The sequence below is a fragment of the Streptomyces sp. Ac-502 genome (genome assembly GCF_045222935.1).
Taxonomy (GTDB): domain Bacteria; phylum Actinomycetota; class Actinomycetes; order Streptomycetales; family Streptomycetaceae; genus Streptomyces; species Streptomyces monomycini.
Genome location: NZ_JBHFFO010000001.1, coordinates 8,962,006 through 8,987,266, shown reverse-complemented (window position 1 = coordinate 8,987,266; position 25,261 = coordinate 8,962,006). Strand labels below are relative to the sequence as shown.

At 72.9% G+C, this 25,261-nt stretch carries 19 protein-coding genes and 1 pseudogene; 14 read left to right on the top strand and 6 right to left on the bottom strand.

The window, feature by feature from the left end; genetic code table 11:
- The first annotated feature begins 25 nt into the window (after window positions 1-25).
- From ACEXOX_RS40895 to ACEXOX_RS40840, 12 genes and pseudogenes are all read left to right on the top strand, one after another.
- Window positions 26-666 (top strand): annotated as a pseudogene (locus ACEXOX_RS40895) (SDR family NAD(P)-dependent oxidoreductase).
- A gap of 32 nt (window positions 667-698) precedes the next feature.
- The gene (locus ACEXOX_RS40890) at window positions 699-2,015 is read left to right on the top strand and encodes an erythromycin esterase family protein (RefSeq protein ID WP_406525738.1); all 1,317 of its coding nucleotides are present in this window, start codon (window positions 699-701) and stop codon (window positions 2,013-2,015) included.
- Window positions 2,016-2,270: 255 nt separating this feature from the next.
- Window positions 2,271-3,404: a helix-turn-helix domain-containing protein gene (locus tag ACEXOX_RS40885; protein WP_406525737.1), complete on the top strand. Its 1,134-nt coding sequence runs from the start codon at window positions 2,271-2,273 to the stop codon at window positions 3,402-3,404.
- A 313-nt stretch (window positions 3,405-3,717) separates the two neighbouring features.
- Window positions 3,718-4,479, top strand: coding sequence for a DeoR/GlpR family DNA-binding transcription regulator (locus ACEXOX_RS40880; protein ID WP_030018608.1), 762 nt, complete (start codon window positions 3,718-3,720; stop codon window positions 4,477-4,479).
- 305 nt (window positions 4,480-4,784) lie between these two features.
- A complete protein-coding gene (locus tag ACEXOX_RS40875) occupies window positions 4,785-6,104 on the top strand; it encodes an ABC transporter substrate-binding protein (protein WP_406525736.1) in 1,320 nt (439 codons plus the stop codon).
- Window positions 6,085-7,080: a carbohydrate ABC transporter permease gene (locus ACEXOX_RS40870; RefSeq protein ID WP_406525735.1), complete on the top strand. Its 996-nt coding sequence runs from the start codon at window positions 6,085-6,087 to the stop codon at window positions 7,078-7,080. Before ACEXOX_RS40875 ends, ACEXOX_RS40870 begins: the two co-directional genes overlap by 20 nt.
- The gene (locus tag ACEXOX_RS40865; protein WP_406525734.1) at window positions 7,077-7,943 is read left to right on the top strand and encodes a carbohydrate ABC transporter permease; all 867 of its coding nucleotides are present in this window, start codon (window positions 7,077-7,079) and stop codon (window positions 7,941-7,943) included. The genes ACEXOX_RS40870 and ACEXOX_RS40865 overlap by 4 nt, the downstream gene beginning before the upstream one ends.
- Entirely contained in the window at window positions 7,940-8,932 is a 993-nt protein-coding gene (locus ACEXOX_RS40860) for a zinc-dependent alcohol dehydrogenase family protein (protein WP_406525733.1), read from the top strand. The genes ACEXOX_RS40865 and ACEXOX_RS40860 overlap by 4 nt, the downstream gene beginning before the upstream one ends.
- A 196-nt stretch (window positions 8,933-9,128) precedes the next feature.
- Window positions 9,129-10,154: a GNAT family N-acetyltransferase gene (locus tag ACEXOX_RS40855; RefSeq protein WP_406525732.1), complete on the top strand. Its 1,026-nt coding sequence runs from the start codon at window positions 9,129-9,131 to the stop codon at window positions 10,152-10,154.
- The gene (locus ACEXOX_RS40850) at window positions 10,151-11,470 is read left to right on the top strand and encodes an extracellular solute-binding protein (protein ID WP_406525731.1); all 1,320 of its coding nucleotides are present in this window, start codon (window positions 10,151-10,153) and stop codon (window positions 11,468-11,470) included. The genes ACEXOX_RS40855 and ACEXOX_RS40850 overlap by 4 nt, the downstream gene beginning before the upstream one ends.
- Before the next feature lie 63 nt (window positions 11,471-11,533).
- A complete protein-coding gene (locus ACEXOX_RS40845; RefSeq protein WP_406525730.1) occupies window positions 11,534-12,553 on the top strand; it encodes a carbohydrate ABC transporter permease in 1,020 nt (339 codons plus the stop codon).
- A complete protein-coding gene (locus ACEXOX_RS40840) occupies window positions 12,550-13,422 on the top strand; it encodes a carbohydrate ABC transporter permease (protein WP_406525729.1) in 873 nt (290 codons plus the stop codon). The genes ACEXOX_RS40845 and ACEXOX_RS40840 overlap by 4 nt, the downstream gene beginning before the upstream one ends.
- Before the next feature lie 48 nt (window positions 13,423-13,470).
- Here ACEXOX_RS40840 and ACEXOX_RS40835 read toward each other — a convergent pair whose 3' ends face one another.
- From ACEXOX_RS40835 to ACEXOX_RS40825, 3 genes are all read right to left on the bottom strand, one after another.
- The gene (locus tag ACEXOX_RS40835; RefSeq protein ID WP_406525728.1) at window positions 13,471-14,097 is read right to left on the bottom strand and encodes a ScbR family autoregulator-binding transcription factor; all 627 of its coding nucleotides are present in this window, start codon (window positions 14,095-14,097) and stop codon (window positions 13,471-13,473) included.
- A gap of 174 nt (window positions 14,098-14,271) precedes the next feature.
- A complete protein-coding gene (locus ACEXOX_RS40830) occupies window positions 14,272-14,664 on the bottom strand; it encodes a hypothetical protein (RefSeq protein ID WP_406525727.1) in 393 nt (130 codons plus the stop codon).
- Complete coding sequence (locus ACEXOX_RS40825) at window positions 14,610-20,876, bottom strand: tetratricopeptide repeat protein (protein WP_406525726.1); 6,267 nt, start codon at window positions 20,874-20,876, stop codon at window positions 14,610-14,612. The genes ACEXOX_RS40830 and ACEXOX_RS40825 overlap by 55 nt, the downstream gene beginning before the upstream one ends.
- A gap of 122 nt (window positions 20,877-20,998) precedes the next feature.
- On the opposite strand from ACEXOX_RS40825, the gene ACEXOX_RS40820 reads away from it, so the two are divergent.
- Both ACEXOX_RS40820 and ACEXOX_RS40815 read left to right on the top strand, forming a co-directional pair.
- A complete protein-coding gene (locus ACEXOX_RS40820) occupies window positions 20,999-21,343 on the top strand; it encodes a trypco2 family protein (RefSeq protein WP_406526633.1) in 345 nt (114 codons plus the stop codon).
- A 219-nt stretch (window positions 21,344-21,562) separates the two neighbouring features.
- Window positions 21,563-21,823, top strand: a complete 261-nt coding sequence (locus ACEXOX_RS40815; RefSeq protein ID WP_406525725.1) for a hypothetical protein — start codon at window positions 21,563-21,565, stop codon at window positions 21,821-21,823.
- Between the two features lie 110 nt (window positions 21,824-21,933).
- Here ACEXOX_RS40815 and ACEXOX_RS40810 read toward each other — a convergent pair whose 3' ends face one another.
- The 3 genes from ACEXOX_RS40810 to ACEXOX_RS40800 form a co-directional block, all read right to left on the bottom strand.
- Window positions 21,934-22,062, bottom strand: a complete 129-nt coding sequence (locus ACEXOX_RS40810) for a hypothetical protein (RefSeq protein ID WP_406525724.1) — start codon at window positions 22,060-22,062, stop codon at window positions 21,934-21,936.
- Between the two features lie 411 nt (window positions 22,063-22,473).
- Entirely contained in the window at window positions 22,474-23,322 is an 849-nt protein-coding gene (locus ACEXOX_RS40805; protein WP_406525723.1) for an SAM-dependent methyltransferase, read from the bottom strand.
- A gap of 1,023 nt (window positions 23,323-24,345) precedes the next feature.
- On the bottom strand, window positions 24,346-25,173 hold the full coding sequence (locus ACEXOX_RS40800; RefSeq protein WP_406525722.1) for a SigB/SigF/SigG family RNA polymerase sigma factor: 828 nt from the start codon (window positions 25,171-25,173) through the stop codon (window positions 24,346-24,348).
- Between the last annotated feature and the right edge of the window lie 88 nt (window positions 25,174-25,261).

Genomic DNA, 25,261 nt, shown 5'->3' with positions numbered 1-25,261 from the left:
CGGCGAAGGGAGCCCGGGCAGGCGCATCGATCTCTCCGGCCGGACGGCCGTGGTGACGGGTTCGTCCCAGGGCATCGGCCACGCCATCGCGACCGACCTCGCACGGTCGGGGGCGGACGTAGTGCTGACGGGGCGCCACTCCGGACGGCTCGACGAGGCCGCCGGACAACCGCGCGACGCGGTGCCCGGCGCCACCGTGGCCGGCGTCGCGTGCTCAGCGCCGTCCGGCTAATCCGGCTGTACCTGCCGGGCATGAAGGAACGCGGCTGGGGACGCGTGCGGAACATCGCCCGTGACTCCGCGGTCGTGGTGTCCGCCGAGATGATTCATCACGGGATGTCCAAGACGTCCCTGCTGGCCGTCGCGCGGGGCTTCGCCAAGGAGGCCGCCGGGACGGGCGTCACCGTCCATTCCGTGATCGCCGGGCCGACGCACACCGGCGGTGTCGAGGACTTCGTATATCAGTTGGTCGACCGCGATCTTCCGTGGGACGCTGCGCAGCGCGAGTTCATGCGGAAGCACCGCCCACAGCCGCTGCTGCGACGCCTCATCGCACCCGAGGAGATCGCCAACATGGCCGTCCACCTCGGTTCACCGCGGGCGTCGGCGACCACGGGCGGCGCGCTGCGCGTCGACGGCGGTTACGTGGACTCGATCCTGCCCTGACCCCACCGACCGCAGAGGAATGAACGCCCGAGATGCCCGAAACCCACCATGATCAGCACCAGGCGACCGACGGCGGCGCCGGGAGCCGGTTCGCCGGCCGGCTCCGCGAACGGACCACCGTGCTCCGCACCCTCGACCCCGAGGAGCCGCTGGACGACCTGGAGCCGCTGCGGGCGCTCATCGGTGACGCGCGGGTCGTCGCGCTCGGCGAGAACTCCCACTTCATCGAGGAGTTCGGCCTGGCACGCGAGCGGGTGCTGCGCTTCCTCGTGCAGCGCTGCGGTTTCACCGCCCTGGCCTTCGAGTTCGGTTTCAGCGAAGGCTTCGCGCTGGACGCGTGGGTCCAAGGGCAGGGCGTTGAGGAGGACTTCGCACGGCAGACCGCGGCGACCATTCCCATCGGGCTGTCGGGGCCGCTGCACTGGCTGCGCCGCTACAACCGGACCGCGACCCTGCCCGTACGGTTCACCGGTGTCGACGTCCCCGCGGCCGGGGGCTCCCTGCTCCCGGCCCTGGCGCCGCTCGCCGCATACCTCCGCGAGGTCGATCCGGACGGCCTGCCGCTCGTGCAGGACGCCATGAAGACCGCCGAACGGTTCGGCGCCACCTCCATGGCACTCGCCGCACCCGCCTGGTCCCAGCTGGGCACCGACGAGCAGGACGCCCTGTGCGCAACGCTGACCCGCCTGCGTATCCGGCTGCGCGCCATGGAACCGCTGTACGTCGAGCGCGGCGGCCGACGCGAGTACGACATCGCGCTGCACCGCGCCGAGGCGGCGTGCCACACCGACCACCAGTTCCGCGCCATGGCCGCGCTGTACGCGGGCGGCGGCTCACCGGCCGACACCTCGTCCCGTGAGGTGTTCATGGCCGACTCGGTCCGGTGGCTCCTGGACCGCTCGGCGCCCGGCACGCGCGTCGTGCTCCCCGCGCACAACGCCCACATCCAGCGGACGACGATCTCGTTCGACGGCCGTCTCACGGGGCTCCCCATGGGCCTGCACCTGAGCCACGCGCTGGGCGAGGACTACTTCGCCCTCGGCATGACCAGCGTGCGCGGCCGGACCGCCGAGATGCACCTGGACGAGAACACCGCCTTCGGCTTCCGCGTCGAGGACACCGCGCTCGGCACGCCGGAACCCGGCAGCGTCGAGGCGGCCTTCGAGGAGGCGGGGCTCGGTTCCGGCATCGGTCTCGCCGGACTGCGGGAACTGCGGGGCACGGACGGCTCCGGCGGTCCGGACCGCATCCGTATGCAGAGCGGCTATGTGCAGACCCCCGTGGCCGAAGCCTTCGACGGCATCCTGAGCGTCCCGGCCTCCACCGTGGTCGACGACCTCGGCCTCTGACCGCCGCCCACGGCCCGGCCGTCCCGGCCTGCCTCGATGCCGGGACAGCGGCCGGGCGCGGGCGGCACAGTGGAAACCGTTGGCCCGTGCGGGACTTGTCGGGGAGTGAGGCCGTATGACGTACCGGCTGGTGATGGCACGTGAGGCACGGAGCCGGCTGAACGCCCTGCGCCACGACGACGTCCGGGCGGCCCGGCTCGTCGGGGAGGCGGTCACCGCGCTCCTGGAGCAGGGTACGCGGCTGGGCCCTCCCTGGTGGTACCGGTCGGGGCGGCCCTACGGGCGGGCGAGCCGCGGGAGGCCCTGGACTATTGGTACCAGCGCCAGCTCACCCTGCTGCTGAAGGTGCGGCAGGCGGTGGCCGAGGTGGCCCTGTGCCACCGCCGACTCGACCACCGCATCACCGAGTTGACGAGACAGGCCCGGCGACTCGCCGACCAGGGGGCACAGGCCGCCGCGTCGGGCCAGAGGGATCTCGCCCAGCAGGCGCAGGACCGCTGGACGGCGGTGCGGCAGCAGCAGGTGCTGCTCGGCCAGTCGCGTGCCGACGTCCGCGAGCGGGAGGCCGCTCTGCTCGGGATCAGCCGCCGGGTGCAGAACCAGGTCGACATCTTCCGGTCCCGCAGAGCCGCGGTGGAGGCCGTCCAGCAGGCCGGGCGTGCCCAGCAGGACGTCCACGAGGCGTGCGGTGCGGCGGACGGGGAGACCGGCGCGGACGCGGCTTCGTGCGCCGCGGCGGACGGCGCGGTCGTCAGGGCCCGCCTCACGGCCCGCGACATGGTCGCCGAGGCCGAACGGCTGGAGCGTGCGCTCCAGGAGCCGCTGGGCGACCGGCCACCGAAGACGGAGCTGTACGAGCTGCGGCTCCGCGCACTGACGGGCCGGGATCTGCGGGTGCTGTGCACCGTCGAGACCGGGGAGGCCGACAGGGACGCCGGAGCCGCCGAGGCCGTGGTGCTGCTCGCCGTGGCCGCGGACCGTGCGCAGTGGTGGGAGTGGTACGAGTACGCCGTGCCGCTGGCCCGCGAGCGCCTGGCAAGACGGAAGTCGGCGGGCCGGGAGCCCGGCGCGGAGGACGAGACCTTCTGCGGCGGCCGGGGCCTCCTCCGCGGCTGGTACCCCGGCCGGGACGAGGAGCGGCATCGCGGCGCGGCGCTGCTCATGGCGCGGAACCGGGGGCGGCGGCTGGCGTCGGTACGCCGCCACCGGGGGCTGACGCAGGAGCAGCTCGCCGTGCGGATGGGCGTTCCGGCCGCGCGGGTGGCGGCGGTCGAGGAGGGCGGACCGGGCAGCGTCGAAGTGCACACCCTCGCTGCCTACGTGGCGGCCCTGAGCGGCCGGCTGGAGATCGTCGCGGATTTCGACACGGAGCGGCTGGTGCTGGGCTGAGCCCCCGGGCAGCCATGGGCGGCCTTGAGCGGTTCCCGGCGGTGCGTCACGGGCCGGATCGGGTGCGTCCGCGTACCGGGGCCGGAGTCCGTGTACCGGAGAACGGGCGCGCCGCGGAGGCGAACGGGCCGGGGCGCGCCGCCGTGGCCCGTGACGGCGGGGCACGAGCGGGCCGAAGCGGGCGGATTTTACGCCATGACGGGCATCGGAACGCGCCCTTCTGCTTGCTATAAACCTGGTGCCGGGCAGAAACGGGCAGGACGATGACCGAACGGAACGCCGTGGAACCGAGGGAACCGAGCAGGAGTGCGCCGTGAGAGCCGAGGAACGCCAGCACCGCATCCTCGTCCTGGCCCGCCAGGCGGGCCGGGTGGATGTCACGGACGTCGCCGGGGAGTTCGGGGTGGCGCGCGAGACCGTCCGGCGGGACCTGAGCGAGCTGGAGCGGCGCGGACTGGTCCGGCGCACCCACGGGGCCGCGTACCCGGTGGAGAGCGCGGGTTTCGAGACGACGCTGGCCCGGCGGGAGACCCAGCAGGTGGCGGAGAAGCGGCGGATCGCGGCGGCCGCGGCGCAGCTCGTCGGCGAGGCCGAGACCGTGTTCGTCGACGAGGGGTACACGCCGGAGCTGCTGGCGATGCTGCTGCCCACCGACCGGCCGCTGACGGTGGTGACCTCCTCGCTGCGCACCGCGTCGCTGGTCTCCGCGTCCGACACGACCACCGTGCTGCTGCTCGGCGGGCGGGTGCGGTCCGGCACCCAGGCGGCGGTGGGTTCCTGGGCCCGGGACATGCTCGCCGGGTTCGTCATCGACCTGGCGTTCCTCGGCGCGAACGGGGTGTCGCGGGAACACGGCCTGACCACTCCCGACCCGGCCGTCGCCGATGTGAAGGCGCAGGCCGTGCGGTCGTCGCGGCGGCGGGTGCTGATCGGGGTGCACAGCAAGTTCGGGGCGAGCAGTTTCTGCAAGTTCGCCGCCGTACGGGATCTGGACACGATCGTCACGGACACCGGGCTGTCCGCGCCTGAGGCCCATCGGTACACCCTGCTGGGCCCGCAGGTCCTGCGGGTCTGACGCCGGTACGCGCCACACGCACACCACACGCACACCACACGCACCACGCGCCGTACACGCACCCCGCGCGAGGAGCGCGCGCCGTCCCGTACAGGCGTGCGCTCCGGGCGCGCGGTCCGTCGTGCGCGCGGACCCGCGCCGTCGCGCGCCCCGGGCCGCACCTTCGGAGCGTTCCCGGCCTTTTCCCACAGCCCCCAGCAGAGAGGTGTCGAGCCGTGCGAGCACGATCTCCCGGAAGGACCGGCCGGCCACGGCGGTTCTTCCCACCGACCGGACGGCGTGGTCCGCTGGGCCTGGCGGCCGTCGTGACGGCCGTCTCCCTGGCCCTCGGGGGCTGTTACCGGGGCGCCGGCGCCCTGGGCAACGAGGGACGGGACACGATCAACGTCCTCATGGTGAACAACCCGCAGATGGCGGACCTGCAACGGCTGACCGCCGAGCACTTCACCAAGAACACCGGCATCAAGGTGAATTACACCGTGCTGCCCGAGGACGACCTGCGCGACAAGATGAGCCAGGACTTCTCCAGCCAGGCCGGCCAGTACGACGTGGCCAGCCTCAGCAACTACGAGACGCCCATCTACGCCCGCAACGGCTGGCTGACCCCACTCGGCGACCGGGCCGCGCGGGACACCGGGTACGACGAAGCCGACCTGCTCGCCCCCGTACGGAAGTCGCTGACCGCGGCCGACGGGAAGGTCTACGCGCAGCCGTTCTACGGGGAGTCGTCCTTCCTGATGTACCGCAAGGACGTGCTGCGGGACCTGGGGCTGACGATGCCCGCGAAACCCACCTGGAAGCAGGTCGCGGCGCTCGCCGCGAAGCTCGACGGCGCCCGCCCGGACATGAAGGGCATCTGCCTGCGCGGTCAGCCCGGCTGGGGGCAGCTCGCGGCGCCGCTGACCTCGGTCGTGAACACCTTCGGCGGCACCTGGTTCACCAAGGACTGGCAGGCCCGGGTCAACAGCCCGGAGTTCACCGCCGCCACCCGCTTCTACGTCGGCCTGCTGCGTACGCACGGGCAGGCGGGCGCCCCGCAGGCCGGGTACACCGAGTGCCTGAACGACATGCAGCAGGGCAAGGTCGCCATGTGGTACGACGCGACCGCCGGCGCCGGTTCGCTGGAGAGCGGTGATTCCAAGGTCGCCGGGAAGGTCGGTTACGCGCCCGCGCCGGTCGAGCGGACCGCGAGTTCGGGCTGGCTCTACACCTGGGCGTGGGGCGTGCAGAAGGCCAGCACCCATCAGGACGCGGCCTGGAAGTTCATCTCCTGGGCCTCCGGCAAGGAGTACGAGCGGCTGGTGGGCGAGCGGCTGGGCTGGTCGAAGGTGCCGGCCGGCAAGCGCGCCTCCACCTACCGCGACCCCGACTACCTGCGGCACAGCGGGGCGTTCGCCGCCGCGACGAAGAACGCGATCAGCTCGGCCCGGCCCGACGATCCCGGGGTGCAGCCGCGGCCCGCGCCCGGCATCCAGTTCGTCGGCATCCCCGAGTTCTCCGACCTGGGCACCAAGGTCTCCCACGAGGTCAGTTCGGCGATCGCGGGACGGCAGAGCGTGTCCGAGGCGCTCGACAAGAGCCAGCGGCTGGCAGAGGAGGTGGCCCGTGCCTACCAAGAGCGTTGAGACGCGCGACGAGCCCGGCGGCCGGAGCGACACCCGGCGGCCGAGCGGTGCGGCACGCCCCCGCGGGGGCGCGGGAACCGCCCGACGCGCCGCGGGCTGGGCCCGTCGCGCCCCGCTGCTGCCTGCCCTGGTCTTCCTGGTGGTGGTGACCCAACTGCCCTTCGTCGCCACCGTCGTCATCTCCTTCACCCGGTGGAACGCGCTGGCCCCCGACAACAAGGGCTTCGCGGCCCTCGACAACTACAAGGCCGTCTTCACCGATCCCGCGATGCGCTCGGCCATCTGGACCACGGTCCTGCTGACCGTGACCGTGGTCCTGGTCAGCCTCGTCCTGGGCCTCGGCCTCGCACTGCTGCTGGACCGCACGTTCTGGGGGCGCGGCGTCGTCCGTACGATGCTGATCACCCCGTTCCTGGTCGTGCCGGTCGCCGCCGCGCTGCTGTGGAAGCACGCGCTCTACAACGCCTCGTACGGCCTGATCAACGGCACGCTCACCTGGATATGGAAGCTGTTCGGCAGCGCCGACCCGCCGCAGCCGGACTGGATGACCGCCTCACCGCTGGCGGCCGTCGAGGTGTCGCTGATCTGGCAGTGGACGCCGTTCATGATGCTGATCCTGCTGGCCGGGTTGCAGAGCCGGCCCGCCGACGCGGTCGAGGCGGCCCGGGTCGACGGTGCCTCCGCCTTCGACGTGTTCCGCTACCTCACCCTCCCCCACCTGCGCCGCTACCTGGAACTGGCCGCCCTCCTCGGCACCGTCTACGTGGTGCAGAACTTCGACGCGGTGTTCACCATCACCTCGGGCGGCCTGGGCACCGCCAACCTCCCGTACACCATCTACCAGACCTTCTACCAGGCCCACGACTACGGACGGGCCTCCGCGCAAGGCGTCGTGGTCGTCGTCTGCTCCCTGCTGGTGGCGACGTTCGCGCTGCGCACCGTCTCGTCCCTGCTCCGTGAGGAGGTCACCCGATGAGCGCGAGCACGGTACGGGGTACCGCACCCGCCGAACGGCGACGGCGGCGCACCGGAAGTCTGCTGGGCCTGGCGGCCTGGCTCTGCGGCATCGCCTTCTTCCTGCCGGTGGCGTGGATGGTTCTCACCTCCTTCCACAGCGAGACGGACGCGGCGACCAACCCGCCGGGCGTCGGCGCCGGACTGACGCTGCACGGCTACCGCGAGTTCTTCGGGGCGGGCACCGGCATCAGCCCCTGGCCGCCGCTGATCAACTCCCTGACGGCCTCGGTCGCCTCCACCCTGCTGGTGCTGGCGCTCGCCGTCCCGGCGGCGTACGCGCTCTCCATCAAGCCGGTGCGCAAGTGGAGCGACGTGCTGTTCTTCTTCCTGTCCACCAAGATGCTGCCGCTGGTGGCCGGGCTGCTGCCGGTCTACCTGATCGCGCAGAACACCCGGATGCTGGACAGCATCTGGCTGCTCGTCATCCTGTACACCTCGATGAACCTGCCGATCGCGGTGTGGATGATGCGGTCCTTCCTGGCCGAGGTGCCGGTGGAGATGCTGGAGGCGGCCTCCATCGACGGTGCCGGGCTGCCGACGACGCTGGTGCGCATCGTCGCGCCGGTCGCGCTGCCCGGCATCGCGGCCACCGCGCTGATCTCGTTCATCTTCAGCTGGAACGAACTGCTGTTCGCCCGGGTGCTCACCGGCATCGTCGCCGGGACCTCACCGGTCTTCCTGACCGGGTTCGTGACCAGCCAGGGCCTGTTCCTGGCCAAGGTGTGCGCCGCCGCCACCGTCATCTCCCTGCCGGTGCTCGCCGCCGGATTCGCCGCCCAGGACAAGCTCGTCCAGGGCCTCTCGCTAGGAGCCGTGAAATGAAGGCCGCAGTCATCAGCGCCCCGGGCCGGGTCGAGGTCACCACCGTCGCCGATCCGGCGCCCGGGCCGCGGGAAGTCGTCGTGGACGTCGCGGGCTGCGGGCTGTGCGGTACCGATCTGCACATCCTCCAGGGCGAGTTCGCGCCGACGCTGCCCGTGGTGCCCGGACACGAGTTCGCCGGCACGGTCGTCGCCACCGGGGCCGAGGTCACCGGGCCGGCCGAGGGCGACCGGGTCGCCGTCGACCCCTCCCTGTACTGCTACGCGTGCCACTACTGCCGCATCGGCCGCAACAACCTGTGCGAACGGTGGGCCGCCATCGGGGTGACCACGGCCGGCGGCGCCGCCGAGTTCGCCGTCGTGCCGGCCGCGAACTGCGTCAAGCTGCCCGAGCACGTACGGACCGAGGACGCGGCGCTCATCGAACCGCTGTCCTGCGCCGTACGGGGCTACGACATCCTGCGCTCGCAGCAGCTCGGCACCCATGTGCTGATCTACGGGTCCGGCACCATGGGGCTGATGATGCTCGAACTGGCCAAGCGCACCGGGGCGGCGGGCGTCGACGTCGTCGACGTCAATCCGCAGCGGCTGGCCACCGCGCGGCAGCTCGGCTGCGGCGACGCGGCGGTCTCCGCCGACGAGCTGGACCGGCCGCGCGGCTGGGACGTGGTCATCGACGCCACCGGTAACGAGCGCGCCATCCAGGACGCGCTGGGCCGCGTCGGCAAGGGCGGTACGTTCCTCCAGTTCGGTGTCTCCGACTACGCGGCGCGCGCCGTGATCGAGCCGTACCGGATCTACAACCAGGAGATCACCATCACCGGTTCGATGGCGGTCCTGCACAGCTACGAACGGGCCGCCGAACTCTTCGCCGCGGGCGTCCTGGACCCGGACGTCTTCATCAGCGACCGGCTGCCCCTGGACCGGTACGCGGAGGCGCTGGACCGCTTCAAGGCGGGCCAGGGCCGGAAGATCCTGGTCACGCCCTGATCCGGGTCGTGCCCTGATCCTGGCCACGTCCTGAACCTGGGCACGCCCTGATCCGGGGCCGGCCGGCGCGCAGGCCCCTCGCCGGGGCCCCGGAGCGGGCCAACCGGGGGATTGACGGGGACCGATCGCCGTCGGCGCGCACGTCTTGAAGCCCGGGGTGCGGAAGGTGTTGGAGCCTGGACGCGAGGCCGGGACCATGGGCCTGGGACCCGTCAGGGACGCGGACGAGAGGACGCCGATGGACCACGCCACGCCGCACGCGGGCGCGGGGCACGTCCGCGCGTTCGCCCCCGGGGACGTGGCCCCGCTCGTCGCCGCGTGGGCCCGCGGCGCTCCGTACGACCCCGTGACGCCGGAACGTTTCCGCCTTCAGGTGCTGCTCGACCCGAACTTCGATCCGGCGGGTCTGCACGTGGCCGTGCGGGACGGTGCGGTGGTCGGGGCCGCGTACGGGGTGCGCCGGACCGTCCCGACGGCCGGCGGCGATCTGGAACCGGAGCAGGGCTGGGTCCCGTTCTTCTTCGTGGACCCGGCCGTCCGCCGTGCCGGGCTCGGGCGCCGGCTGCTCACCGGGGTGCTCGACTGGCTCGCCGGGCACGGCCGTACCCGGGTGGACTTCGCCTCGTACACACCGCACTACTTCCTGCCCGGCCTGGACCGTGCCGCCTACCCGGACGCCGCCCGGCTGCTGGCGAAGCTGGGTTTCCGGCCCCGGGGCGAGGCCGTCGCGATGGATCTCGGGCTGGTCGGCCACCGGATGCCCGACGCGGTGCGCGAGCGGGCCGCCGCGCTGACCGCCGAGGGCTACCGCTTCGGCACGCCGCGGGACGACGATCTGGTGGGGCTGCTGCGGCTGGCCGGGGACGAGTTCGGCCCCGACTGGCCGTGGGCGATCCGCCGCGCCCTGGAGGGCGGGGCGCCGCTGGACCGCATCGTGACGGCGCACGACCCGTCGGGCCGGGTCGTGGGCTGGGCGATGCACGGGGCGTACGAGGGGCTGGCCGAACGGTTCGGGCCGTTCGGGGTGCGGGCGGACCAGCGCGGCACCGGCCTGGGCAAGGTACTGCTGCACCTGACGCTGGAGCGGATGCGGGCGGCGGGCGCGCACGGCGCGTGGTTCCTGTGGACGGGCGAGCGGAGCCCGGCCGGGCGGCTGTACAGGTCGGCGGGGTTCGTCACGACCCGTACGTTCGAGATCCTACGGCGGGAGGGACGGCCATGAGGCGGCGCCGGGTGCTGGCGGGGCTGGCGGGAGCGGCGGTGACCGCGGCGGGCTGCGGCGCCCCGGACCGGAGCGGGAGCGGCCGCCCCGGCGACCCGGTCGTGCTGACGCTGCTGTCGCACTATGCGACGGAGCCGCTGAAGTCGGCGCTGCAACGGGCGGTCGACTCCTGGAACGCCGGGCACGACCGGGTGCACGTGCGGACCACGGCGGTCCGTTTCCAGGATCTGCTGACCACCTTGATGGTCCGGCAGGCCGCGGGGCAGGGCGCGGACATCATCCACCCGTACAGTCTGTGGGCCGGGCAGCTGGCGCAGGCCGGGGTGGTGCGGCCGGCGCCGCCCGAAGACGCCGCCCGCATCGATCGTGGCTTCGCCCGCGCCGCGGTCCGGGCGGCCTCGGTGCGCGGCCGGATCATCGGCTATCCCACGGAGGTGCAGTCCTACGCGCTGTACTACAACAAGCGGCTGCTGCGCGCGGCCGGGGTGGACGGGCCGCCGCGCACCTGGCGGGAGCTGGAGGAGACCGCGTACCGGACCGCGCGGCGCGACCGGCACGGCAACACGCTCGTACAGGGTTTCGGGCTGTCGCGGACCGACGACGCGACCGTGGTGAACCAGACGCTGGCGCTGCTGGCCTCCCGCGGCGGATCGTTCCTCCAGGCGGACGGCGCACGCAGTGCCCTCGACTCCCCCGCCGGCCGGGCCGTCTTCGCGCTGGAGCGCCGGCTGATCGACCGGGGCGCGAGCGACCCCGGCATCGACCTGATGAAGGCTTTCCCCGCGGGGCGGGTGGCGATGGCGGTCAGCGGCGGCTGGTGGACCGGCAGCCTGAAGCAGACCATGGGACGGGACTACCGCGATGTCGCGGTGGCGCCGGTCCCGGGGCCCGCGCCCGGCAACCGGGGCACGGTCACCACCGGCTTCCTGCTGGGCGTCAACGCCAAGAGCCGGTATCCGCGGGAGGCCTGGGAGTTCCTGCGCTGGCTGAACGACGAGGTGGTGCCGGCCGGCCCGCGGGCGGGCCGGGCCGCCGCGGTGCGCGCCACCCGTATGAGCGTCCTGCAGATGTCGGTCGGCACGATGACCGGGCGCAGCCGCGACATGCGGGGGCTGCTGGCCGCCGGCGGCGACCCGAACCTGGGCCCGTTCGTCGACGCGCTGGACTACGCCACGCCGGAGCCGAACGGGCCGCGCGCGCAGAAGGCGAAGGCGCTGTTGCGCAAGAACATCGAGCAGATGTGGACCGGCCGCCTGTCACCGGACGACGCTGTCCGCAACGCCGTACACCAGGTCGACCAGGAGCTCTCCCGCTGACCCCACGCCCCGCCCCTCGGGCCCCCACCCGTCGGCCCGCCCGTCCCGAAAGGCTGGTGCTGCATGGCGACTACGGTCGGAAGCGCGGACGAGGACGGGGGCGGCGGGAGGGCCGGCACCGACGCCCTGCGCCGCGGTGACGAGGACGGCGGGCGGGAGGCCGTACGGGCGGCCGGCAGCCGCGCCCGCGCCGCCGCGCACCGGCGCCGCCGTCGGCAGACCGTCGTCGCCTATCTCTTCCTCACGCCCAGTCTGCTCTTCTTCGCGGTCTTCCTCGTCCTGCCCCTGCTCTTCGCGGTGCTGCTGTCGCTGTCCCGCTGGGCGGGCTTCGATCTCGCCGACATACGGCCGGTGGGCACGGAAAACTTCGCCGCCCTCTTCGCCCGCGGCTCGTCCTTCCTGACGCCGGTCCTGAGCAACACGCTGCTGTACGCGCTGGGCACCGTCGTCCTGGCGCTGACCGGCGCCGTACTGGTCGCCCACTGCATCACCAACCTGCGCTTCCAGGGCCTGTGGCGGACGCTGTACTTCCTGCCGATCGTCACCACCGTGGTCGCGGTCGGCAATGTGTGGAAGTACATGTACGAGCCGGGCGGCCTGGTCAACGGGGTGCTCAACGCGCTCGGCCTGCGCTCCGTGGCCTTCCTCCAGGACCCGGCGACGGCGCTGCCGTCGATCGTGGTGGTCCAGGCGTGGGCCTCCCTCGGCTCCGCGATCCTCGTCCTCACCGCGGGCCTGAAGGCGATCCCGCGCTCCTACTACGAGGCGGCGGAGCTGGACGGGGCCGGGCAGTTCACCGTCTTCACGCGCATCACGCTGCCGCTGCTGCGGCCGTCGCTGCTGTTCGTGTGCGTGACCCAGTTCATCACCGGGCTCCAGTCGTTCGCGCTGATCATCGTGATGACCGGCGAGGGCGGGCCGGGCGACGCGACCAGTGTCGCCGCCCTGGAGATGTACCAGCGGGCGTTCAAGTACGGGGACTGGGGTTCGGCGAGCGCGGCGGCCCTCGTGCTGTTCGTCCTGATCCTGGTGATCACTTTGGTGCAGTTGTGGCTGTTCCGGCGGAAGGGAGAGGACGCGTGAGACGGCGCAGGCGCTTCCCGTGGCTGTCGTACCTGCTGGTGGGTGTGGGCGCGGTGGTGACGGTCGTACCGTTCCTGGACATGCTGCTGACCTCGTTCAAGGGGGCGGGCGAGTACGGCAGGCTCCCGTACCGCTTCCTTCCGGAAGCCTTCGAGCTGTCCAACTACCGGGAGGCGTTCGTCCGGCTCGATCTGCCGCTGCTGTTCCGCAACAGCGTCGTGGCCACCGCCGTGATCACCGGTTCGGTGCTGCTGACGTCCTCCCTGGCGGGGTACGCCCTGGCCAAGCTGCGCTTTCCCGGCCGGGACCTGATCTTCCGGCTGGTGCTGGCGACGATGATGTTCCCGCCGTTCGTCTTCTTCATCCCGCACTTCCTGATCCTCGTGCACTGGCCGCTGGCGGGCGGCAACGGACTGCTCGGGGACGGCGGCGCGGGGCTGACGGTCAGCCTCGCCGCGCTGGTCATGCCGTTCCTGGTGTCCGGGTTCGGGATCTTCCTGATGCGGCAGTTCATCGTCTCCGTACCGGACGAGATGCTGGAGGCGGCCCGGATCGACGGTGCCGGGGAGTTCACGGTGTGGTGGCGCATCGTCGTACCGCAGACCAAGCCGGTGGCCGTGACCCTCGCGCTGCTCACCTTCGTGGGCGCCTGGAACGAGTACATCTGGGCGCTGCTGGTATCGACCGCGAATCCCCGTCTGATGACGCTGCCCGTGGGCATCCAGACCTTGCAGAGCTATCTGGATCCGAACCGCATGGTGCCCGTCATGATGGCCGGGCTCATGATGAGTGTGCTGCCCGTGCTTCTTCTGTTCCTCCTGTTGCAGAAGTACTACATCAGGGGTGTCATGCTCAGCGGCCTCAAGTAGGGCGGTGGCCGCGGTGCCGGGCGGTCAGGGGGTCAGGCGGCCGGGCGGTCAGGCGACCGTGCCGTCCTGCTGCTCCTCGAAGGTGAGCAGCGGCCGGAGGGCGGGTACGGCGATCCCCGGCAGCAGGTACCGCCACAGGGTGGTGATCCGCTGGTGCAGGTCGGCCCGGCCGGTGGAGATCTGCGACAGCAGCTGGGTGCCGGAATAGGAGCTGACCAGCACCCAGGCCAGCTCGTCCACGTCCACCTCCGGCAGCAGCTCCCCCTTGTCCCGGGCGGCGCTCAGCTGACCGGCGAACTCCTGCACCCAGTACTGGTACGGAGCGTCGTCCTGGACACCGAACTCGCCCTGTTCGATCGCCAGCCGCACCCCGGCCCGCAGCGCCGGATTGGTCTGCAGCTGCCCGGCGAGGTACAGCGTGGTGTCGATCAGCCGTTGCAGGCCGTCCTCCCCGGACGGCAGCTCCAGTCCGTCTCCCTGCTCGACCATCACGGCATGCGCGAGCGCCATCTTGGACGGGAAGTGGAAATACATGCCGCCCTGGGTGACCCCCGCCCGCTTCATGATCTTGCTGACACTCGCGCCGCTGAATCCGAACTCGTCGAACACCTCGGAAGCCGCCCGGAGAATAGCCTCTCGGGTCTTGACCGCCCGTTCCTGCACTGACCGCACCATTTCCCTCGGCAAACACGTGAATGGTACGAAGAAAACGCGAACCCTGCCGCATCGGTACCGGCCCCGCCCGGAAGAAAGATCATTACGGGGGACCCCGGCCGGCGACGGCGGTGCCGCGGTCCAACTGCGCACGGCGCGCAGACGGCCGCCGCCGCGGCGCCCGCCGCCGGACCGTCAGTCGCCGGGGTCGCCGCACAGGTGATCCAATGCGAACGCCCCGGCCCGGTCCTGCATCAGCCGTTCGGCCTCCAACTGCACCAGCAGCTTCTTCAGGAAGCCGGGGTCCCGCGGGTCCTGCAAGAACTCCAGTACGGCCCGCTGGAACGCGCCCCGCAAGGTCGACGGCATGGCGTCGGACGCGTCGAAACAGATCTCGTCCGCCGCGTCGAAGAGTTTCTGCACCGCGGCGGTGCCGGCCGAGAGCCGGCCCCCGCCCGTGCTCCGGTCGGGGAACAGCGGGCGCTCCTCCGGTTTCGCCGTCCGGGCCCACACGTCACGGGCCGGCTGCGAGGTCAGCTCCCGCAGCAGGTCCCAGGCGGCGTCGCTCGGCCGGAAGACGGCCGCCATGTCGCCGGAGACCTCGAACGCCCGGGGCCGGCCGGCAGCCCGGGGACGAACGTTCGGGTGGGGGCGGGCAGCACGTCGTCGCCGTAGTGCCGGCGGATGAAGGACCCCTGGTGCTCCAGGGTGCACTTGCCGCTGTTCAGGAGTCCGTACCGGCCGCCGCCCAGGCTCTCGAATTCGGTTGATATCGCCTCTTCGGCTGCTTTGGGCCCGTCCTGTGCGAGCACGTCCCGCCACGCCTGCCACGCCGACCTCACCTGCGGACTGGTCCAGGGCAGCTTGCCGGTGGCCCAGTCCTCGTACACGTTCGCGCCGTACTTCTGGAGCAGCAGGTCCTCGATCCAGTCCGTACCCGGCCAGCCGGACGTGGCGCCCGACGCCATGCCCAGGCACCAGCGGGGGTTCTCGGCCGCCTTGAGGTCGCCGGGGCGGCTCCAGACGATGCTCTTGAGGTCCACCCGCACCGGCACCCAGTACGAATGCCGCCGCCGCTCCCCCGTCGCGTCCTCCAGCGTGATCTGCTGCGCCCACGGCCCCAGCGCCGATCCCGCCACGTCGTCCGCCAGTATCTTGGCGTCGCCGTCGCGCGCGTACTCGGCCAGCTCGCCCAGGCCGTTGAGGATCGCCACGTCGGGTGGTGTCTTCGTGCGCAGCTGGGCCGACAGGGTCTCCCGCAGGGAGCGGGTGCCCTCGTACTCGTACGACTGTCCCGTGCGTCTGCCGATCTCCTTCAGCATCCCGACGAACGGAGTCTCCTCGCCGTCCGTCCAGGGGCCCAGGACCACCACCGTCCGGTCCTGCCCGGTGGAGCAGCCCGCCGACGCCAGGGCGGTCGTGATCAGCAGGCAGCAGGCCAGGGCCGGGCGCAGCAGCCGGCGCGTGCTTCTCATGCCTTCCCCCAGTCGATCTTCCAGTGTTCCCTGCCGTACCGGCGGAGCGTGAGGCCGCAGCCCACGGCACCCGCCGCGCCGACGGACAGGGCCAGTACGGACGCCCGCGCCCACCCGTCCGGGTGGGTGCCACGCAGCCTCTCGGCGAGTGCGGCGTCCGCCCGGTCGATCGCGGCGTCGGGCCCGCGCGACGAGCCGGCCTGCCGCGTGCCGTCGCCGGACGGGCGGGGCACGGTGATCTGTCCGATCCGTGACACGGAACGCTCCACGTCCCGCTGGGCCCGCTGCTGTGCGGCGACACCGGACGACAGCACCACGAGCACCAGCAGGACGGGCAGTGCGTACAGCACCAGCAGTGGGCCGCGGACCCGCAGGCCGGCCCGTACGAAGTCGAGCAGGCCGACGAAGACGAAGACGAGGAGCAGCGTGGCCGGCAGCGCGACCGAGGCCGTGACGGCGAGCACGGTGTGGCGGTCTCCTCGGTCGGTCACGGCGGCGCGCAGGTCCTTCTCCAGGACGTCGATGCGCTGGAGCACGGCGGTCGGGCCGGTGCGCAGCAGATCTGCCGCGTAGTCCATGCCCGCCTTGCGCAGCGGCGCGCTGTCGTGGTGACCGCCGGCCCAGTCGATCCAGCCGTCGTAGGCGCTGACCAGGCCCGACACCACGCGGACCACCTGCTCCTGCGCCCTGCTCAGCGCTCCGGTCTGCACGGTGTTGTTGAGGCTCTGCGACGCCTTGGTCACCAGGGACGGATAGCGCTCGCCGAGCCCGACGAGGGCGGTCTGCGGCGGGGGGTCGTCGTCGCCGGTGCCGAGCCGCTGTTCGGCCTCCTGCTGCGCGAGGACCAGCGACACCCGGGCGTGCGCCAGCTCGACCAGCGCGGGGGCGTAGCGGTCGCGCAGCTCTTCGGTACGGCGGTGGACGTCGAAGTACGCCGTCCCCGCGAGGGCGAGCACCGTGAACATCAGGGCGGGCAGCAGCACCATGCGACTGAACAGGAACTTCCCGGTGGGCCGCAGCGCGCCGCCCGCGTCGCGGCCGGCCGACCAGTGCCACAGCGCACGGCCCGGTCCCCGCCACCTCCCGCGGTCCCCGGACCGCGCGCCGGAGTCCTTCCCGCCGTGCTCGGCGGGCCGGGCGTCGGCGGGTGCGGGGCCCGCGGGTCCTGGATCGCCCCGGCCGGGCCGTCGCGGGCCTGGCCGGGGGCCGTCGTCGTGATTCATCCCGGCCCCTCGGTCGTGGTGTCCTCGTACGTCTGGAGGCCCCTGCCGTCGAGCCGGAAACGCTTCCAGCGGTCCCGTCGGCGGGGGACTGGTCACCGCGCCGATGCCAGGTGCCCATGGGGCGGGTGTGGTACGAGTTGTCGAGCAGCGCCTTGGCCAGGTCCCGGTCACGGGCCCGTTCGGCGGGCGGCATCTGGTCCAGGAGCCGCCGGTAGCAGGCGGCGAGCTGCTCGCGCAGTACGTCTTCCGTCGGCGGGACGGGGATCTTCTCGGCCTGGATGTCGGGTTCCGCGCAGAACGCGTCCAGCGGGCCGGGCCGGGCGCCGGCGGGCGCCGCCGTCACGAGCAGGAGCAGCAGCTCCTGGAGGTCGGCGCGGAGCCGGTCCTGGGCGTGCCGGTCGGTCAGCCCCTCCTTCCGGGTGAGCCGGTGCAGAGCAACCCAGGCCTGCCGGGCCGCGGCGACGGTCGGCGGGCTGCCGTCGGCGGGCGGGGCGGCGAGGATGCGGACCATGGCCGTACGGGCGGCGGTGCGGTGCCGCGAGTCGGCGGGCACGGCTTCGAGGCAGTCGAGGGCGAGCTGGGGCTTGCCGGTGGCCAGGTGGATGCGGGCCAGGCCGAAGGCGGCGCCGCCGAGGGCGTGGTTGCGGTGCCACACCGCGCCGTACAGGGCCACGGCCTCCTTGGGGTCGGCCAGGACCTCGTGGCAGTAGCCGAGGGCCAGTTTCGGCGCGTACTCCCCCGGGATCGCCTCGTTGACCAGGTCGAAGCAGGCCCGCGCGGCGTCCACCCGGTCGTGCACGAGGTGCAGCAGCCCCTCGTGCCAGTACAGCCGCCAGTCGAACTCGGCCAGTTCGCCGACGGAGGTACGGGCCCGGGCCAGCTCCGCCTCGGCGGCGGCCCGCTCGGAGACGGCCTCCTCCGGGTGGTCGCGGGCGATCTCCAGATGGAGCCGGCAGTGCAGCAGCGCCTTCTCCGGGGACTCTTTCCAGGCGTCGCTGAGCTGGAGCAGGCCGACCGGGTCGTCGTAGGAGGTGCGGTGGAGTTCCGTCCAGTTGCCGTCGGCCACACTCGGCTTGGGCACCGGCAGGCCGAGGGCGACCTCGGCGGGGAACGGCGGCTCCGCCCGCAGCGCCCGTTTGACGTTGCCGCCCGTCCGCCACTGGCCGAGCGGCGGGGCCTTGCCCAGTTCGCCGTCGAGCGCCGCGGGCACCGGGGCGAAGAGCGCCGACGGCTCGAAGGCCGCCTCCTCACCGAGCCGCAGCGAGCGCAGCTCCCGCAGGACGCCGCGGAGCTGGACGGACATCTCCCGGGCCGTGGCGAAGCGCTCCTCCGGCAGCTCGCCCGTGGCACGGTTCAGCACCCTCCGCAGCGACTGGGTGCCGAGCCCCGGGGGTGCCTCGGGCACCCGGACGACCAGTTCCTCCAGCACGGCGCCGGCCGCGAACAGATCGCCCGCGACGGTCAGTCCGGCGGCCCCGTGCGCCTCGGGCGCCGGGTACGTGACGGGTCCCGAGGTGCCGATCGGCCGTACGCCGGCCACGTCGACGAGCTTGATGCCGGCACCGCAGTGGATCACGTTCGTGAGCGAGAGGTCGCCGTAGACCAGCCCGCGCTCCTCGTGCAGGTAGGTGAGCGCGTCCAGGACGAGCAGTCCGTAGGCCGCGATGAACTCGTACACCCGGTGGTCGTGGAAGGGCTCGACGCGCTTCTCGATCTGTTCGGCGACCCACCGCAGCGGCGCTCCGTCGGCGAACTCCATCACGATGAAGCTGAGCTGGTCCTCCGAGGATCCCGGCCCCTTGGCGTAGTTGAAGACCTTGATGATCGACGGGTGGTTGAGGCCGACCAGCCGCAGGCGCTCCTGCACGGCGTTCCGCACCGCCTGCTCGTCGTCGGGGTCGTGCACCCCTTTGAGCGCCACGGGCCGGCCGGCCAGCATCCGGTCGCGGGCGAGGTAGACCTGTCCGTAGCTGCCCTGGCCGAGACGGCCGACGACCTGGTACTGCTGGTGCAACTGCTGGCCGCGGACGAGAGCGTTCCGCCGCGCGGGAGCGGTCATCGGCGCGGGAGCGGTCATCGGCGCGGGAGCGGTCATCGGCGCCAGGGCCGTCTCCGGTGTGGTGTCCGGCGGGCGGTACGGACGGTACGCGCCGGGTGCCTGCTCGGGGGCCACCGGCGGGGGCGGGTCCGCCGTCGGCAGGGACGAGTCCGGCACCGGTACGGGCGGACCCGACACCGGCGGGGGCGGGTCCGGCGGAGGTTCCGGCTCGACAAGGGCGTCCGGGTCGCCGACGGTGACGTGCGGCAGGTCGGTCAGCCCGTCGCCGGGCGGAAGGACGACGTACCCCCGCGGCGCGCGGGGCCGGTCGAGACGTTGCAGTGCCTCTTCGACATCGATGCCGACACGGAACAGCTGGTACGCGGCGTCCGCGCTGTTGCGCAGGGTGCCGCCCTGGCGCAGCGCCGCCAGCCGGCCGGCGAGCCGGGGCTGAACCGGTACGTGCCCGTCGGCGGCCGCCGACTGCCTCGTCCGCGGCCGTCGGTGCCGGCTCTCCAGGTCCGCCAGGACGTTCAGCCGCGCGGCGACGGCCTTCTCGTGGCGGTCGGCCCAGCCTTCGTCGAGGAGTTCACCGACGACGCGGGCCAGCAGGGACGAGCACGGGCCGCGGAAGACGAGCAGCAGCCGGCTGTGGCCGCGCGCCAGCAGCGCGTGCAGCAGCGCCATGATCTCGCCGTCGGACGACCGGACCCGGTCGACGGAGAGGAAGGCGGCGGACAGGGGCGGGGCCTGCTCGGCGATCCGCGCGGTCATGGCGTCGGTGGTGTCGGGCGGCTCCGCCCTCTCGGGCACCCCCGCCCGGGCCGCGGTACGGCGGACCAGCTTCTCGGCCGTCCAGCCCGTCGCGTCCAGGGCCAGGTCGATCGAGCCGGCCCGCGGCTCCGCCGCACGGCCGCGCCGCAGCGACCACGGGCCGCGCTCCCGGTCGGCCAGGACGAGCGCCGAGTGCAGGACGGACCGGGCCTCCGCGTCGCCGTCGGCGACGAAGGCCAGCTCCACGGGCTCCGCGGTCCCGGCCTGGCAGCCGCGTCCCAGGGTGGGCGCGCCCCGGCTCCCGTCCGGATACGCCGACGTCTCCCGCCGCGCTCCGGTGTACGGGTCCTTGCCCGTACCGGCCCGGGCACCGGAACCCGAACCGGCCCGGGTCCCGGAATCCGTACCGGCCCGGGCCCCGAGGTTCGTACCGGCCCGGCTGCCGGGGACGGTACCGGCAGCCCGTCCCGCTGCGCTCTCCCGGCACGTGCCCTTGCCCGTGCCGACGCCGGTGGCCGGGCCCCCGGCGGGTCCGCCGTCGCCGAGCCAGCGGGCGATCCAGCGGCCCAGCCCGAGCGCCTGGTCCCGGTCGGCCGCGCCGGGGACGAGCCGGATGGAGCCCGACACGGCGCGGGCTCCGGTGGCGTGCAGCTTGATCTGCTCGTCGGCCAGGTGCCCCAGGACCGTATCGGTCGGGATCATGTACGCGTGGCTGGAGGGCACCGGGAACTGCACCGTGCCGTGCTGGTGCACCAGGATGCCGATGACGCCCCGCGTACGGGCGTGCACCACCCCGCTGCCGCTGAAGCCGTGCCGGACCACGTAGGGCGCCGTCTCCGGGTCGAGCTGCACCCACTCGGGGCAGCGGCCCGGCCCGCCGCGCCCCATGAGCCGGGCGGTGATGTGCTCGCCGCCCGGGAGGTCCTTGGGATATCCGACGGTGTGCACCCGCTCACCCAGCGCCGGGACCTGCCGGTGCAGCACGGCGGGCTCCACCGACGGCTCCTCGGCCAGCCGCAGCAGCGCGATGTCGGCGCCGAACTGCGCGGTGGGCGGGCGCAGATGACGGGTGAGCACCTGCGCGGCGACCGGCCGGTGCCCCGCCGGCAGGGCAGCGGGAAATTCCGCGTACACGTCGGGCAGCGGCACCGGCGGGCCGGCCGGACGGCCGCCGGCCGTGGCGGGCCGGCGGGCGGCCAGGACGACATGCGCGCAGGTGAGCACCAGCCCGCCGGGCAGCAGCACGCCCGCGCCGAGCGGCGGGGCGTCCCGGTGTCCCCCTTGGAACAACCGGACCCGCCAACATCCGTCGCCTGAGTAGTGGTTGGAAGTTCCCCCGAGCTCCCTCATACTCCGAAACGATAGCCGCGGGCAGTGACAACCGCTCCCCGCCGTGTGACGAAAGGGCCGTGATGGGTGCGAACGGCGGGCCGGGCGGACGGGGCGGGGACGAGGGCGCGGAGGCCGCCGGTCTGGCCGACGTCATCGGCCGCATCCGGGAGGAGTTGGAGACGGCGCAGCGCGAGGGTGAGCGCAGCAGGCTCCGGTTCCTGGTGGACCGCGTCAACGTGGAGTTCGCCGTGCAGGTCCGCCGTGAGGGTTCCGGCAGGGGCGGCCTGCGGATCGGTGTGGTCACCGCCGAGGCCGGCGGGGCGCTGTCCCGCGAGAGCACCCACCGCATCGAGATCGAACTCAAGCCGCACGACCGGGACGCTCCTCCCGAGGGACCGGGCATCAGCGTGGGCGGGCCTTCGTAACGTCGCCTCCCGCCGAGGCGGCCCCCGGGGACGGACACCGGTACGGACGGACGGCAGGCAGGTGGCGGCACCCGCCGTCCAGCGGCGGGGCCGCAGGCCCGGCCGTCACCGTACGCGGCGGTAGCTCCGCCCGGGCAACCCGTTCGCCGGTTCCCGCGTGCGGCGCGCGCCGGGCCGGGTGAGAGTCGACTCACACATCCCCCTCTCAGAGGAGAGACCATGCGTCGCACCGCGATAACCGCCGTCGGCATCATCGCCGCCGGATTCCTCGCCGCCACTCCCGCGGCAGCCGCCACCGCCGGTGGCGGGGGCAAGCACCTGCACCACCACACCGCCAGCCACTACCAGGCCGCCTACCAGCAGGCCGTGAACGCCGGCGGGCCGGACGGCGTGACCATCGGCGAGTCCGGAGCCGTCTCGCACAAGAAGGTCAGCGACCTGGAGAAGCACAAGCACTTCTACCACCACTGGGTGCGCTGACCGCTCGCCACCCGGTTCCCACCACGCGTTCTCCCGCCGCACCGGCCCGCAGCCCTTCGTCGCCCGCCTGGCGCGAAGGGCTGCGCCGTGCGGGCCGGGCGCCTCCGCGTTCACCGGTCCACCGGTCCACCGGTCCACCGGTCCACCGGCAGGGATTCCACCCCGTACGCGGCGTTCAGCGGCGTGAAACGCAGGTCGACGAGAGGAACGCGCAGCCGGAGGCCCGGCAGCCGCCGCATGTCGCCTGGAAGACTGTCCCGAAGGCCCCCACCGACAGGTGACGGATCAGCTCCTCGGCCGCGCCGGCGAGTTCGTCGTCGCTCAGGCCGGTTCCGTGCGCGGTGACCAGGTGGCCGGGGACGTTGTCGCCGGGTGTGGCGCGGGCCGCCTCGACCAGCGCCCGCAGGTAGACGTGCAGGCGCCGGAACGCGCCTGGTCACCGGGCCCAGTTCGGCGGAGTCCTCCGGTGCGCCGCCGTAGACGGTGAAGCGGGCGCCGGTGCCGATGGTGTCCGGGTAGTTGAGGATCGCCGCTTCCCTGGCACGCCACTCGGTGCGGTTCCCCACCGCTACCTCCAGGCCGGCCGCGGCGCAGGCCCTGACCACTCCCGAACCGATCACACGGCCCCGACCACGGTCACGTCCGCCATGTCAGTGCTCCGTCCTGGTGAAGGTCATGAGGATGGCGCCGACCTCGGGAGCCTCGGCCCAGCCGCTGAAAGCCGCGAGGAGGCGGCCGGCCTGTTCGGCCCCCAGCGTGTCCGTCAGGCGGGTGCCGGCCTTCTCCAGCCGAGCCAGCAGCCTGCTGGAGGAGCCCCGTACGCTCTCGGTGAGATCCGAGAGTTCGGTGATGTGCAGCCCGGCCTGCCGGGCCGCCGCCAGGTGCACGTGCGGCGGGTCCAGCGACACCGCGTTCAGCAGGCTGAGGTAGGGGCCGATGCGGTCCAGCAGTTCCCGGGTCGTCCGTCCGCGTACGTACGGGGTCTCGACGACCAGCCGGCCGCCCGGCCGCAGTACCCTGGCGAGCACCCCGTACAGCTCCGCGACGTCGAAGTGCGGCGTGCTCTCGAAGGCCAGTGCCGCGTCGAAGGAGGCGTCCTCGAACGGCGGCCGCAGCGCGTCCGCGTGCTGGAAGCGCACCGCGTGGCCCAGCCCCAGCTGCTGGGCGTACGCGGCCGCGGCACGCAGCGCCCGGTCGTCGGTGTCGATGCCGACGACGCTCGCGCCCGAGGTCTGTGCGAGCCGTACCGCGGGGCGTCCGTTGCCGCACCCCACGTCCAGGACCCGGCTGCCTCTGGCGGCCCCGAGCCGGGACAGGACCCGTTCGGTCAGCCGCCCGGTGGCCTCCTCGACGGAGGCCGGGTCGTCGGCGCCGTGCCACAGACCGAAATGCCGGTCGGGTCCGGCGTCGGCTTCCTCTTCGAGGACGGTGAGCATGGCGTAGGTGCGCTCGATCTCCCGGTGGGAAAAGACTCCGGTCCAACTCGGTTCGGCGGTCATGTGAAACACCCTCCGTCGCGGTCTGTACCGCATACGGACCGGCGGGACCGGACCTGCTGTCGTCCCCCTTCTGCCTCCCGGTGCCGGCCCATGGACAGGAAAAGGAAGTGCGAGCGGCCGCGCGGGCATTGCGGTTCCCGCGGCGACAGGAAGTGCGGCGGTACGAAATCCACGCGATGCCGCGAGTGCGCCCGGAAATCCCGCATCCGGCTGCAAGAGTTGCCGAGGGCCGGGCAGCCGTCAAGCAACGGTTCTGGCCACCCGGACGGCATCCGCCGAACGCCCCGGCGGACCACCGCCGGGGCACCCGGCGGAACCATTCGATCGGGCCGGGAAACGACTGGTTGGGGACGCCCCTCGGCGGCACCGCGGCACTGCCGTCTTTCCGGTGAGTCGCCGCGCCGGGCGGGCCCGGGCGCGGCACAGGCACGGAAAGCACCGCACGCCCGGGGCGCCGGGGAAGAAAGGTCGCGGGCAGGGCTTCGAATACCGTGATGGAGATTCCGTGGACACACCCCGAACCCGTGGATCACCCTTTTCCGAGCCGTACGGGCTCACCGTCGGCCCGGAATACGAACAGTTCCGCAGCCGCCCCGTACTGACGTGGATCCGCCCGCCGCACGGTGACCACGCCGCGTACACAAACCGCTCACCGTGGCCGTCCTCTGCCCGCTGATCGGCATCCCCGAGGAGCATCTCGCGGTCTTTCTCTCCGCGTCCCGCGCATTCTCGTACTCCGCGGGCTTTCAGGTACGGGTCAGCGGCCCCGACACCTGGCTGATGCGGTCCTCGGCGCCTCCCTGGAACAGAGGTCACGACAGGCCACGAAATACTCTTCACGGCTGATGCGGCCGTCGTTGTTGTCGGTGTCGATGCTCCGGGCACCGACCCGGGCGTCGCGGATGGAGAGACAGCGGCTCGACGTCCCGGCGGTCGCCGAGCGCCCTCGGGGACACCCGGCGGCCGCCGGCACCGGCCACGGCGCGAAACCGTCGCAGCGGCCGGTCCGCAGGCCCCGCGCACTCAGGCGGCGGCCCGGAACTCCGGCTCCGCGTTGTTCCGCTCGACCTCCGCCCGGACCCGGGCCAGGGCCCGGCTGATCAGCCGGGAGACGTGCATCTGGGACAGGCCCAGTTCGGCGGCGATGGCGCTCTGCGTCATGTCCTTGAAGAACCGCAGGTAGAGGATGCGGCGTTCGCGTTCGGGCAGCCGGGCCAGCGCGGGCTTGACCGTCTCGCGGTCCTCGATGAGGCCGAAGCGGCCGTCGGCCGTGCCGAGGGTGTCCATGAGCGTGTAGTCGTCGTTGTCGCCGCTGCGGTCCAGGGCCACGTCCAGCGACAGGGACCGGTAGGTCTCCAGCGCCTCCAGCCCGAGCACCACGTCGTCCTCCGGGAGCCGGGCGTGCTCGGCGATCTGCGCCACGGTCGGCGACCGGCCGTCCAGGGTCGTGCTCAGCTCCCGTACGGCCTTGCGGACCTTGTTGCGCAGCTCCTGGGTGCGCCGGGGCACGTGCACGTCCCACGTGTGGTCACGGAAGTGCCGCTTGAGCTCGCCCGTGATGGTGGGGATGGCGAACTGCTCGAAAGCGTCGGCACGCTCGGGGTCGAAGCGGTCGACCGCCTTGACCAGGCCGAGGGCGGCGACCTGCTTGAGGTCGTCCAGCTGCTCGCCGCGCTCGCGCAGCCGCACGGCCTGCCGGTGGGCCAGCGGCAGCCACGCGGTGATCACACGCTGGCGCAGCCGCTCCTTCTTGGGCCCGTCCGGCAGCGTGACGAGCAGCCGGAGTTCCTCGCTGGTGTCGGGGTCGTCGTGACGGCGCCCGTGGCGGCGCGCGATCATGGTGGTGGCCATCGCCGGCTCTCCTTAGACGCTTGTGGGCGGTTCGCAGGCAGATGAGTGGCCACTCACCGGAAATCGGCAGACTGGCCCCTCTGGGACG

Bases quoted from the DNA above. Each gene is read 5' to 3' on its own strand.
- ACEXOX_RS40815 (WP_406525725.1), top strand. From the start codon at position 21,563: ATGCGTCGCACCGCGATAACCGCCGTCGGCATCATCGCCGCCGGATTC.
- ACEXOX_RS40865 (WP_406525734.1), top strand. From the start codon at position 7,077: ATGAGCGCGAGCACGGTACGGGGTACCGCACCCGCCGAACGGCGACGG.
- ACEXOX_RS40850 (WP_406525731.1), top strand. From the start codon at position 10,151: ATGAGGCGGCGCCGGGTGCTGGCGGGGCTGGCGGGAGCGGCGGTGACC.
- ACEXOX_RS40860 (WP_406525733.1), top strand. From the start codon at position 7,940: ATGAAGGCCGCAGTCATCAGCGCCCCGGGCCGGGTCGAGGTCACCACC.
- ACEXOX_RS40810 (WP_406525724.1), bottom strand. From the start codon at position 22,062: ATGCGGCGGCTGCCGGGCCTCCGGCTGCGCGTTCCTCTCGTCGACCTG.
- ACEXOX_RS40820 (WP_406526633.1), top strand. From the start codon at position 20,999: ATGGGTGCGAACGGCGGGCCGGGCGGACGGGGCGGGGACGAGGGCGCG.
- ACEXOX_RS40845 (WP_406525730.1), top strand. From the start codon at position 11,534: ATGGCGACTACGGTCGGAAGCGCGGACGAGGACGGGGGCGGCGGGAGG.
- ACEXOX_RS40830 (WP_406525727.1), bottom strand. From the start codon at position 14,664: ATGGCGGCCGTCTTCCGGCCGAGCGACGCCGCCTGGGACCTGCTGCGG.
- ACEXOX_RS40805 (WP_406525723.1), bottom strand. From the start codon at position 23,322: ATGACCGCCGAACCGAGTTGGACCGGAGTCTTTTCCCACCGGGAGATC.
- ACEXOX_RS40800 (WP_406525722.1), bottom strand. From the start codon at position 25,173: ATGGCCACCACCATGATCGCGCGCCGCCACGGGCGCCGTCACGACGAC.
- ACEXOX_RS40835 (WP_406525728.1), bottom strand. From the start codon at position 14,097: ATGGTGCGGTCAGTGCAGGAACGGGCGGTCAAGACCCGAGAGGCTATT.
- ACEXOX_RS40855 (WP_406525732.1), top strand. From the start codon at position 9,129: ATGGGCCTGGGACCCGTCAGGGACGCGGACGAGAGGACGCCGATGGAC.
- ACEXOX_RS40890 (WP_406525738.1), top strand. From the start codon at position 699: ATGCCCGAAACCCACCATGATCAGCACCAGGCGACCGACGGCGGCGCC.